Annotated in this window: 10 protein-coding genes and 1 pseudogene; 8 read left to right on the top strand and 3 right to left on the bottom strand. The window is 62.7% G+C overall.

Translation table 11 applies throughout. The features are described from left to right. Positions 1-133: 133 nt before the first annotated feature. From OHD58_RS30120 to panB, 3 genes and pseudogenes are all read right to left on the bottom strand, one after another. Complete coding sequence (locus OHD58_RS30120; RefSeq protein WP_050900867.1) at positions 134-1,108, bottom strand: hypothetical protein; 975 nt, start codon at positions 1,106-1,108, stop codon at positions 134-136. A 224-nt stretch (positions 1,109-1,332) separates the two neighbouring features. Further along, positions 1,333-2,219: pseudogene (gene panC, locus OHD58_RS30115) on the bottom strand (pantoate--beta-alanine ligase). Continuing rightward, on the bottom strand, positions 2,216-3,052 hold the full coding sequence (gene panB / locus OHD58_RS30110; RefSeq protein WP_006205540.1) for a 3-methyl-2-oxobutanoate hydroxymethyltransferase: 837 nt from the start codon (positions 3,050-3,052) through the stop codon (positions 2,216-2,218). The pseudogene panC and the gene panB overlap by 4 nt, the downstream one beginning before the upstream one ends. A 184-nt stretch (positions 3,053-3,236) precedes the next feature. Between panB and OHD58_RS30105 the strand changes: the two genes are divergently transcribed. The 8 genes from OHD58_RS30105 to OHD58_RS30070 all read left to right on the top strand — a co-directional run. Continuing rightward, positions 3,237-4,202 carry an NUDIX hydrolase gene (locus tag OHD58_RS30105; RefSeq protein WP_006205539.1) on the top strand — a complete coding sequence of 322 codons (966 nt, stop codon included), beginning with the start codon at positions 3,237-3,239 and terminating at the stop codon, positions 4,200-4,202. Between the two features lie 62 nt (positions 4,203-4,264). After that, on the top strand, positions 4,265-5,239 hold the full coding sequence (nadA, locus tag OHD58_RS30100; RefSeq protein WP_263807253.1) for a quinolinate synthase NadA: 975 nt from the start codon (positions 4,265-4,267) through the stop codon (positions 5,237-5,239). Beyond that, a complete protein-coding gene (locus OHD58_RS30095; RefSeq protein ID WP_263807252.1) occupies positions 5,236-6,780 on the top strand; it encodes an L-aspartate oxidase in 1,545 nt (514 codons plus the stop codon). The genes nadA and OHD58_RS30095 overlap by 4 nt, the downstream gene beginning before the upstream one ends. Then, complete coding sequence (gene nadC / locus OHD58_RS30090) at positions 6,777-7,631, top strand: carboxylating nicotinate-nucleotide diphosphorylase (protein ID WP_263807251.1); 855 nt, start codon at positions 6,777-6,779, stop codon at positions 7,629-7,631. The genes OHD58_RS30095 and nadC overlap by 4 nt, the downstream gene beginning before the upstream one ends. Positions 7,632-7,723: 92 nt before the next feature. After that, complete coding sequence (gene bioB, locus OHD58_RS30085) at positions 7,724-8,722, top strand: biotin synthase BioB (RefSeq protein ID WP_263807250.1); 999 nt, start codon at positions 7,724-7,726, stop codon at positions 8,720-8,722. Next, positions 8,719-9,858, top strand: a complete 1,140-nt coding sequence (locus OHD58_RS30080) for an 8-amino-7-oxononanoate synthase (protein ID WP_006205534.1) — start codon at positions 8,719-8,721, stop codon at positions 9,856-9,858. The genes bioB and OHD58_RS30080 overlap by 4 nt, the downstream gene beginning before the upstream one ends. Continuing rightward, positions 9,855-10,490 carry a dethiobiotin synthase gene (gene bioD, locus OHD58_RS30075; protein WP_006205533.1) on the top strand — a complete coding sequence of 212 codons (636 nt, stop codon included), beginning with the start codon at positions 9,855-9,857 and terminating at the stop codon, positions 10,488-10,490. Before OHD58_RS30080 ends, bioD begins: the two co-directional genes overlap by 4 nt. Further along, the coding region (locus OHD58_RS30070) for an adenosylmethionine--8-amino-7-oxononanoate transaminase (protein WP_263807249.1) at positions 10,490-11,475 on the top strand (986 nt) is incomplete at its 3' end. The genes bioD and OHD58_RS30070, both read left to right, overlap by 1 nt.

Raw genomic sequence — 11,475 nt, 5'->3', positions numbered from 1 at the left:
GGTGCCTGCTATGAATGGGTCTGCATGACATGCTTCGATGATTTGAAAAATGACATGGAGTGGTCAGCCGACAGCAAGTGATCGCTTGCAGTCCGGCCACTTCTTCAACACCCTGCTAGGGACTTCTTTTAGATCAGCGGACAACCGGCTCGCCATGGAATCGTCGGCGCGAGGGTGGCGAAACGCCGAAGCCAACTTCCATCATCAGCCGCGGCGTGCGTAAAGGCACGGTGCCCATATGGAAGCCGAACGGATCCTCAACAAAGCCGAGGCCGGCCTCGCCGGTCAGCGTGACCGGGCTGTCGCCGCCGTAGAACTTGAGGACTTCCTCGGCCGAATGGCCGACAAGCAAGGTCAACTGATGCTTGAGGCTGCGGCGCTTGTGGCTGCCGCGCACATAGACATGCGGGCCAGTGCCTTCGTCGACCGGCATCAGGTAAAAGAAGAACTTGAGCATCCGCCAATCGTCGAGGTCGAAGTGGTATTTGTCGAGGGAGGCAAGGTTCTTCTCCGCGTCGGAGGCTTGGCCGGTCGGAAAGCTCCACCAGACACGGGTGGTGATCAGTTTCGCCTGAGCGCCGAGATAGTGGGCTGCAATGTCGAGTAGCAGCGGGTCGTTCTGGATGGCGACCGCTGCCGTGCAGCCGAGGATGCGTTCGAAATAGTGCCCGCTGAGTAACGGACGGCTGAACTGGGCCTCAGCCTTCGCATGTTCCGTCGGCATGAATTCTAGACGACGATCGAAGTTGCCGAAGCAAGGTGTGCACCGCGCGAAGGCTGCGATCTCCTCATGGACAAATGTCGGCAAAACGAGTCCGGAAAAAAGCCCATCCGACCGCAGCGCGTCAACGACGTCCCGGCGATTGACGCCGACAAACATTGTGTCCTGGGCTTTCTGCGACGCTCGAACAGGCTTTGCACCACGCCAGTGCATTTTCCTTGCCGGCATCGTGCGGGCGAGCATGAACATCGGCAGCCACGCTGGGTTTTCACGAAGATCCGACAGATAGGTCGGAATGCGTATGGCGATGCGACGCAGCATGCTGCCGTTCCGCGCGATCGCCTCCAGACTTGTGGCGCCGGCTTTGTCGGGGTTCTTCACGGTGATCAGGATCCTTAGGTATGAATGCACTATCAACGAAGCACCGGTTCTCAGTGCTTCGTCCCGTATTACCCAAACCCGATTCCCGCTATGGAAGAAGGCTAACCGCGCATCAGGTTTTGTGCAATGCACAATAACCTCGCTGGCAATTGCATTGTCGACCAGTCAGTTACGAAGCTGTGACCAATTACGCCAGGAACTGTCTATAGCCGCCGCCCCTCAGGTGGCAGCTACGTTGGATCGCGCACGCACCTGATCGCGAACGGGTGAGCCCGATCTTCTTCAACAGGCCGCGCCCGAACAGGGAACTGGCGATCCCAGGTCGCGACCACCAAGCGTGCCGGTCGGTCAAGAATTGTCGTCGGTCGCAAATCTGCCTCGTCGCGAAGTTCGAGGTATTCGTCCTCGCGATAGCCTGCAGCCAGAATTGCTTCGCGCGCTTCGGCAAGCGTTGGCAGGACAGGCGAGCCGCGCGCAAGCCCCTCAGCCGTCTCGAGCAAGACCGTTGGTAATTTGGGCACAACAGCACGCTCCACTGGCGACAGCCGGACATAGTGCGATGATAGTGCAAGACCGTCGGCTTCGCGGACTGTCGGACAGGGAACAATCGTGATAGGAATTCCCAGGTCACGGACCATGCGCCTGACCAGGCTGAAGCTGTTGAAAGTCCTTCTCGCCAAAGAAGCCGAAGTCAGCGCCGGTCTGCAGGCAGAGCTTGGCGACGACGGTCGCCACGCCATCGAAATGGCCCCGCCGGAAGGTGCCGCACAGGCCGTCGCCGACACCGGACACCGAAACGTGGCGAAGGCTTCCGGGTACATCGCCCCAGCATCCGGCACATAGAGTAAATGCGCACTCTGCGGCACGAGCTTTGCGGCATCTTCGTCTTCTGTCCGGGGATAGGTCGCAATGTCGGCGGCATTGTTGAACTGTTTCGGGTTGACGAACAGCGTCACGATTACCCGATCGGCCTTCTCAAGCGCTGCACGCACGAGGCTCAGATGTCCTTCATGCAATGCCCCCATGGTCGGCACCATCGCGACACTTGCGCCCGGGCGGCCCCATCCCGCCACATAGCGTGAAGCTCGGTAACAGTTCGAGCGATTGCCACGCTCACGCGACCTCTCCAGCCTTCGAGGCGGTGGCGTAAACATGTTCGGCGGAAGGAAAGCGCCGTTCCCTCACGTCGGCGGCGTAGGCGGCAATCGCCGCCTCGGCCCCAGCGCCTAGTTCGGCATAGCGCTTGACGAATTTCGGTCGAAAGTCGGTGAACATGCCCAGAAGGTCGTCGACCACCAGAATCTGGCCATCACACGCTGGCGAGGCGCCGATGCCGATTGTGGGGATGGCGATCTCTGCGGTGATCCGCCGTGCAAGCGGCTCGGGCACTTTCTCCAGGACCACCGAAAAAGCGCCGGCATCCGTGACCGAAGCGGCGTCACGCCTGATCCGGTCCGCATCGTCTCCCCGTCCCTGCAAGCGATAGCCGCCCAATGTGTTCACCGCCTGCGGAGTCAGCCCGATATGGGCCATCACCGGGACGCCGCGAGCCGTCAGGAAGCGGATGGTTGCTGCCATGTTCTCGCCGCCCTCGATCTTGACTGCCGCACAACCGGCCTCTCCCATCAGGCGGGCAGCGTTACGGAACGCCTGCTCCGGCCCCTCTTCGTAGGAGCCGAACGGCAGGTCGACGACCAAGAGCGCGCGCTTGAGCCCGCGCCGCACGGCCTGGCCGTGCATGATCATCATGTCGAGGGTGACGCCCAGGGTCGACGACAGGCCGTGCAGCACCATGCCTACGCTGTCGCCGACGAGAACGATGTCGCAGTGTCGATCAACCAGCTTCGCGATCGGCGCGGTATATGCCGTCAGGCAGACGAGCGGCGCCTGGCCTTTCCGGAAGCGAATATCTGGCGGTGTAATCGCCTTTGTATCACCAACTGCGCTCAACCCGCGCCTCCTTCCCTAACGTTACCAACCGTGGGTGTCGCGTTTGGCACATTTGTGTGCAGGTGCGAAGAGCTAAAATCACGCACGGGCACGATGTTGACGCGCCGACATTATCGTGGAAAACCAATCTAAATCGGTTCAGCTGCTTCCGTAAGCGTAACTCAGCCCAGCCGGATCAGGGATCATGGACCATCAGGGAAAGCCGACCAGGCAACTCAAATCTGGAGGGAAGAGGGGCAACAACGTCAATGCGGACCTGATCGCCGTCGTCGTCGCCATGAACAACAGTGTTCCCTGCGTTCTCACCATCCCGCAGGCAAACGCCCTGCCATCAGGTCCGTTCGAACTTGCTCACCGCTCACTGCAGTCCGGCCTCAGGGGATGGGTCGAACAACAGACCGGCCACCCGCTCGGCTATATCGAACAACTCTACACTTTCGCCGATCGCGACAGGATCGGCGCTGAGGAGCGCGTCATCTCGATCAGCTATCTCGCGCTCACACAGGCCGAAGACCTGGGCGCCGCAGCCAAGCGCTGCTGGGCAAGCTGGTACGACTATTTTCCATGGGAGGATCATCGCTCCGGCGCGCCGACGGCGGTGTTGGAAGATCTGCGGCCACGTCTGAGGGAGTGGGCGGGCAGCGCTGACGACACAGCCGTACGGCTTGACCGCCAGCGGCGCGCTGCTGTCGCCTTCGGCTTCGACGACCGGTCATGGAACGAAGAGTTCGCGCTGCAGCGTTATGAGCTTCTCTATGAGGCAGCGCTTGTGGAGGAAGCGGTGCGTGTCGGACCTTCAGCCGCGCCCACCGCGGTTCCAAGTAAATCCATGATCGCCGATCATCGCCGTATCCTAGCAACGGCTATTGCGCGGCTGCGCTCCAAAATCAAATACCGACCCGTCGTGTTCGAACTGATGCCGCCGCTTTTTACGCTCTTGCAGTTGCAGCAAACCGTTGAAGCGCTCTCCGGCAGGCTCATCAACAAACCAAATTTTCGCCGGCTCATCGAACAGCAGGAGCTGGTCGAAAAGACCGGGGAGACGACCACCGAAACCGGAGGCCGGCCGGCGCAGCTCTACCGCTTCCGCCACGACATTCTCGACGAGAGGCCGGTGGCCGGGACAAAATTGCCGCTTATGCGGGCTTGACATCCCTTATAGTCATAAAGGATATATACCTTATATTCTTGTAGACTATAATCGGAGGCTCGATGAGCGCCATCCTGCCTTCGAGCGCGGCTTTGTATGACCGCGTTCGGCGCGTTATCCCCCCGATTGAATGGCCGGTATTCGCCGATGATATCGATGCCATTCTTGATCTGAAGCGGCAGCGAAACGCCGTCATCCTGGCGCACAACTATCAGACACCGGAAATCTTCCATTGCGTAGCCGACATCGTCGGCGACAGCCTGGCGCTCGCCCGCAAGGCAATGACGGTTGAAGCGGATGTCATTGTGCTGGCCGGCGTTCATTTCATGGCCGAGACGGCAAAGCTGCTCAATCCGCAAAAGATGGTGCTGATCCCCGACCTCAGGGCAGGCTGTTCGCTGGCGGATTCGATCACTGCCGCGGACATCCGGCTGCTGAGGCAACGCTATCCGAGCGTGCCTGTTGTCACCTACGTCAACACATCGGCCGAAGTGAAATCCGAGTCCGATATCTGCTGCACCTCCGGCAATGCGAAGGCCGTGGTGGAGTCCCTTGGCGTTCCGCGTGTCATCATGCTGCCGGACGAATATCTGGCCCAGAACATCGCCGCCCAGACCGAGGTCGAGATCATCGCCTGGAAAGGCCACTGCGAGGTGCATGAGCGCTTCACACCGGCCGACATCCGAGAGTTGCGCGAAAGCCATCCCGGTGTGATCGTGCTCGCGCATCCCGAATGCCCGCCCGACGTGGTCGCAGAGGCCGATTTTTCCGGTTCAACTGCTGCCATGTCCGACTATGTCGAAAGGCAAAAGCCGCCACGCGTCGTGCTGATGACGGAATGTTCGATGAGCGACAATGTCGCGCTCCAGCATCCCGAGATCGAATTCATCCGCCCCTGCAATTTGTGTCCACACATGAAGCGGATCACGCTCACCAACATCCGCGTGGCTCTCGAGCAAAATCGGCATGTTGTGAGCATCGATCCTGAGATCGCCAGCCGGGCGCGGCTGGCTGTCGAGCGGATGCTGGCCGTATGAACGCGGACGTCCGTAGCTTTTTTGGCAGACCCATCATCATCGGCGGCGGCATCGCCGGGCTGATGACTGCGCTTTATATGGCGCCTGAGCCGGTGCTTCTTCTGTCGAGGACGCCACTCGGAACGGACACGTCCAGCATGCGGGCACAGGGCGGCCTGGCTGCCAGCCTCGCCGATGACGACAATCCGGCACTGCACCTGGCCGATACACTCGCCGCTGGCGATGGGCTGTGCGACGCGGAAATGGCAAGCCGAATCCTGCACGCGGCGCCCGGCGCGATCGAAACGCTGGAGGGTTTTGGGGTCCGTTTCGACTACACGCCGGAAAGGTCATTGCGCCTTGGACTGGAGGCTGCGCACTGCCGACGGCGCATCGTTCATGCCGGTGGCGACGGCACGGGACGCGAAGTCATGCGTGCCTTGGTCGCGGCTGTGCGTTCCGCCCCGTCGATCGTGGTCGTCGAAGGTGTGGAAGCGCGTCGGCTGGCGGTCAAGCAGAATGCGGTCCGGGGTGTCTGGGCAAGCTGTTCGATGGGTTCGGTATTCTTCGGCTCGCGACGGGTGGTCCTCGCAACAGGCGGGATTGGCGGCCTGTTTATCGACACCACCAATCCCTTGGGCAGTTGCGGACCAGGCCTGGCACTTGCAGCGCGCGCAGGTGCTGTCCTTGCCGATCTGGAATTCATCCAGTTCCACCCGACCGCGCTCGACGGGCCGGGCCGCCCCATGCAGCTCATCAGCGAAGCGGTTCGCGGCGAAGGCGCGATCATCGTCGATGAAGCCGGCCAGCGCTTCCTCGAAGGCTTACAAGGTGCGGAGCTCGCGCCGCGTGACGTGGTGGCGCGAGCGATCTGGCAACATCTCTCGAAAGGCCACCGCGCCTTTCTCGATGCGCGAGGGAAGCCCGGCACGACCTTCGCGCGGCAGTTTCCAACGATCGCAGCAGCCTGCCGCGTAGTCGGCATCGACCCGGCACATGACCTCATTCCTATCCGCCCCGCACAGCACTACCACATGGGTGGCGTCGCCGTGGATGGCGCCGGTCGCACCTCTGTTTCAGGACTTTGGGCCTGCGGCGAGGTAGCCTCCACCGGATTGCATGGCGCGAACAGGCTCGCTAGCAACTCCCTGACCGAGGCCATCGTGTGCGCGCGCTGGGTCGCGGAAAGCGTCGCCGGTACGCCTGCGCGCCGGACAAAGCCTGTCTTTGCACGCGATTACCCATCGCCCGACCCCATACCCGTGCGCCCTCTCCTCTCGAGCGCACTCGGCATCGTCCGGAATGGTGAATGTTTGAAAGCAACAGCGCGTGCTTTGTTGCCGCTCGCCGAGGCCAACGACGCGGCATCGGATTCCGCGTCTGTCGGGCTGATGATGACGATCGCCGCCTTGTCGCGCGAGGAAAGCCGTGGCGCCCACTACCGCGCCGACTTTCCGCATCGTGAAGCCGTTGCCAGACGTTTCGAACTTACTCTCGCCGATGCCCTGGCGGCAGCGCGGGAACTCGCACACGTCCCGAGCCTCGAGGGGGCCAGGTTATGAAGCTCGCACCACTTCCCACGGTCATGTTGGAGCCGCTTGTCCGGGCGGCTCTTCTCGAAGACCTTGGCAGAGCCGGTGACGTGACCACGGACGCCGTCGTCCCGAAAGAACACCAGGCGAGGACCGTGCTGGCGGCGCGCCAGTCGGGCGTTGTGGCCGGTCTCGATCTGGCGATGCTTGCTTTCCGGCTGATCGATCCTGACGTCGAAATCTCCGTGGAGCGGGCAGACGGCAGCAATGTCGTGGATGGCGAGATCATTGCAACAGTGATTGGCCCGGCCCGGGCCATTCTCACGGCCGAACGCACGGCACTCAATTTTCTGTGCCATCTGAGCGGCATCGCCACGGCAACGGCATCGATCGTGGCCGCGGTTCGCGGACATGGTGCGAAGATCGTCTGCACCCGCAAGACGACGCCCGGTTTGCGGGCAGTCGAAAAGTACGCCGTGCGCGCAGGAGGTGGCGCCAATCACCGCTTTGGCCTCGACGACGCCATCCTGATCAAGGACAACCACATTGCCATCGCCGGCGGAATTCGCACCGCGCTCGAGCGGGCACGAAACAGCGCCGGCCATCTCGTCAAGATCGAAGTCGAGGTCGATACCCTGGCCCAGTTGGAGGAGGTCCTTGGTTTCGCTCCCGATGCAGTCCTTCTCGATAACATGTCCCTCGACGATCTGCGTCGCGCCGTCGCAATCGTCGGCGGTCGGGCGATCACGGAGGCTTCAGGCACGATCACGTCCGATACGGCGCCAGCGATTGCCGCGACCGGCGTTGATCTGATTTCCATCGGTCGACTGACCCACAGCGCGCCGATCCTGGATATCGGCCTCGACTATCGGAGCTCATGATCGCGCGGCGAACGGACGGGAGCGGTCGATGACCTCCCTCTTCGTCAATCAGAAAGTGAAGACCCCGAAAAAGCCAGAACCGGAGAAACCGCATGGACCTGCACGCAACGAGTCCTACGACGACGATACAGCAAGCCGATGACGATGGGACGTGGACGTCGGAGAAAGCTCGGGCACTTCACGATGCGCCTTTCAACAATCTCCTCTTCCTGGCGCAAACGATCCATCGCCAGAATTTCGATCCCAACAAGGTCCAGCTCAGCCGGCTTCTCAGCATCAAGACCGGCGGATGCCCGGAGGATTGCGGCTATTGCAGCCAGTCGGCCCATCACGAGACCGGGCTGAAGGCTTCGAAGCTGATGGAGGTCAAGCGCGTCATCGCCGAGGCGACCAAGGCGCGTGACGCCGGCGCCACCCGCTATTGCATGGGTGCCGCGTGGCGCAATCCCAAGGCGCGCGACATGGATGCGGTCGTAGCGATGGTCGAAGGCGTCAAGGCGCTCGGCATGGAAACCTGCATGACACTCGGCATGCTCGATCTCGAGCAGACCGCTCGCCTGAAACAGGCTGGTCTCGACTATTACAACCACAACATCGATACGTCGGAACGCTACTATAGCGAGATCATCAGCACGCGCAGCTTTGCTGACCGGCTCGAAACGCTCGAGCTTGTCCGCCAATCCGGCATCAAGGTCTGCTGCGGCGGCATTGTCGGCATGGGTGAAGAGCCGGTGGACCGGATCGACATGCTGGTGACGCTGGCCAATCTGCCGGAACATCCGCAAAGCGTTCCGATCAATATGCTTATCCCGATCGCCGGAACGCCGCTGGCTGAAGCCAAGCCCATCGAGCCGATCGAATTCGTGCGCGTGATCGCACTGGCGCGCATCATGATGCCGAAATCGCATGTGCGCCTTTCCGCCGGCCGCACCGCGATGACCGACGAAATGCAGGCGCTGTGCTTCTTTGCCGGCGCCAACTCGATCTTCGTCGGCGACACGCTGCTGACGGCGGACAATCCGGGCGAAGACAAGGATACTCTGCTGTTCTGCCGTCTCGGCATAGAGCCGATGGAACTCGAGGCGCAATGAACGGGGCACCGCTGGGCCGGCACGAGGCGACCTTGCAGGGGCTGGAGCGTAGGGACCGGCTGCGGACGCTTTCGCCGCGCGCCGGGCTTGACTTCTCGTCGAACGATTATCTCGGACTTGCCGCCTCCAGGAGACTTGGCGAGGCGGTTGCGGCGGCGATTGCGCGGGGCACGCCGGTTGGTGCCACCGGGTCGCGGCTGTTACGCGGCAACGCACCGGAGCATGAGGAACTGGAGGCGGACGCGGCGGCATTCTTCGGCGCCGAACGCGCGCTGTTCTTCGGCAGCGGCTACATAGCCAACTTCGCACTGCTGACCGCGCTGCCGCAAAAGGGCGACCTTTTGGTCCTCGACGAGCTTGCTCACGCCAGCATGCATGAGGGAGCGCAGGCCGGGCGCGCCCAGTTCGTGCTGGCCACGCACAACGACGTCAACGCTGTCGAGGATGCGATCACGCACTGGCGCGCCGGCGGAGCCCTGGGCCGTGTCTGGATCGCAGTCGAAAGCCTCTACAGCATGGATGGCGACCGCGCGCCTCTTGCGAGCCTCGTCGCGCTTGCCGATCGGCACGAGGCATTCATCGTCGTCGACGAAGCACACGCCACCGGCGTCTGGGGACCGGACGGTCGCGGGCTGGCCGCCGCATTCGAGGGCCGCGACAACATCGTCGCGCTTCACACATGCGGCAAGGCGATCGGCGCGTCGGGCGCGCTTGTCACCGCTCCACGAACGTTGTGCGACTACCTCGTCAACCGGTGCCGGCCATTCATCTACGCCACAGCGCCATCGCCGCTGATGGCAGTGGCAGTGCGCGAAGCACTCGCAATGCTCGTCGATGAGCCTTTGCGCCGTCTCCAGTTGCAGGAGCGCGTTGCCTTCGCCGGTCGCAAATTGGCGGAGCGCTGTGGCGTGAAGCCCAGCGGCTCCCAGATCCAGCCGGTTGTCATTGGCGACGTCAGGCGCACCATGGCGGTGGCGGCGGCACTACAGGCGCGCGGCTTCGACATACGCGGCATCCGCCCGCCGACGGTGCCGGAGGGCACGTCGCGTCTGCGCATTTCACTGACGCTCAACGTCGACGAATCCGATACCTCGGCCATGGTCGAAGTGCTCGCCGAGGGGTTGGGCTCGGCATGACCCTGCGCCTCGTCATCACCGGAACAGATACCGGAATTGGCAAGACGGTCTTCTCGGCTGGACTCGCCGGCCTGCTTGACGGCTTCTACTGGAAGCCGGTGCAATCGGGCCTTGACGGCGAAACCGACAGCGAGATTGTCGGGCGGCTTGCCGGCCTGCCCATGGGACGCGTGCTGCCGGAGGTCTACCGTTTGAGGAAGCCGCTCTCGCCGCATCGCTCGGCCGAGATCGACGGCGTCTCGATCGAGGCGGCGGACCTCTCGGTTCCCTGCGTGCCGGCGCCGCTCATCATCGAGGGTGCGGGCGGGCTGATGGTGCCGCTCAACCGCCGCACAAGCTTCATCGACATATTCGCACAGTGGCGACTGCCGGTCATTCTGTGCGCCCGCACCGCGCTCGGCACAATCAACCACACCCTGCTGTCGATCGAGGCCCTGCGGGCGCGCTCCATCCCGCTGGCCGGTATCGCCTTCATCGGCGATGAGATGGCCGACACGCAACAGACAATCGTGGAGTTCGGCGGCGTGCCGCAGCTCGGCAGGCTGCCGCACCTCGATCCGCTAACGGACAAGACGCTGAGAGACGCAATGATTGCGGGCTTCGGCTTCGCCTCGATTGCCGGAGGCGAATGATGTCGCAGTCTCGAGTCTGGCATCCGTTCACCCAGCACGCGCTAGAGCCGACGATCCCCGAAATCGTCATGACCGAAGGCGCCTATCTCCATAAGGCCGACGGCACGCGCATCCTGGACGCCATCTCCTCCTGGTGGGTCGTCACGCACGGCCACCGCCATCCGCGCATCATGAAGGCTATCGAGACAACCGCGTCGAGCCTCGATCAGATCATCTTCGCCGGCTTCACCCACGAGCCGGCCGAACGCCTGGCCAGGGCGCTTGTCGGCCTCGCGCCAGCCAGCCTTGACTGGGTGTTCTACTCCGACAGCGGCTCGACCTCCGTCGAGGTCGCGCTGAAGATGGCGCTCGGCTATTTCCGCAACATCGGCGCACCGCGCTCGCGCATCGTCGTCATGGAGCACAGCTATCATGGCGACACGATCGGCACGATGAGCGTCGGCGCCCGCGGTGTGTTCAACGCTGCCTACGAGCCGTTGCTGTTCGAGGTCGATACCATCCCCTTCCCGGCCGCCGGGCGAGAGCAGGAGACGCTGGATCGGTTCGAGGCCGTCAGCCGCGACCGGCACGCCGCCGCGCTGATCGTCGAGCCGCTGGTGCTCGGTGCGGGCGGCATGCTGATGTACCCGGCCTGGGTTCTGGCCGAACTGAAGAAGATTGCCGAAGCCTCCGGCACGCTGCTGATCGCCGACGAAGTGATGACCGGCTGGGGCCGCACTGGAACCATGTTCGCCTGCGATCAGGCCGCGATCTCTCCGGATATCCTGTGCACCTCGAAGGGCTTGACCGGCGGCGTGATCCCGCTAGCCGCCACGCTCGCCACCGATGCCATCTTCCAGGCCCATTATTCCGAAGACCGTAAGAAAACCTTCTTTCATTCGAGCTCATACACCGCCAATCCGATTGCCTGCGCGGCAGCGCTCGCCAATGTCGAGATCTGGCGCGACGAACCAGTGGCCGAGCGGATCGCGGCCTTGAGCGGGAT

Source organism: Mesorhizobium sp. ZC-5, from assembly GCF_025753855.1.
Taxonomy (GTDB): Bacteria; Pseudomonadota; Alphaproteobacteria; order Rhizobiales; family Rhizobiaceae; genus Neomesorhizobium.
Note: the sequence above shows the minus strand (reverse complement) of the source record. Positions and strands in the feature narration are given on the sequence as shown.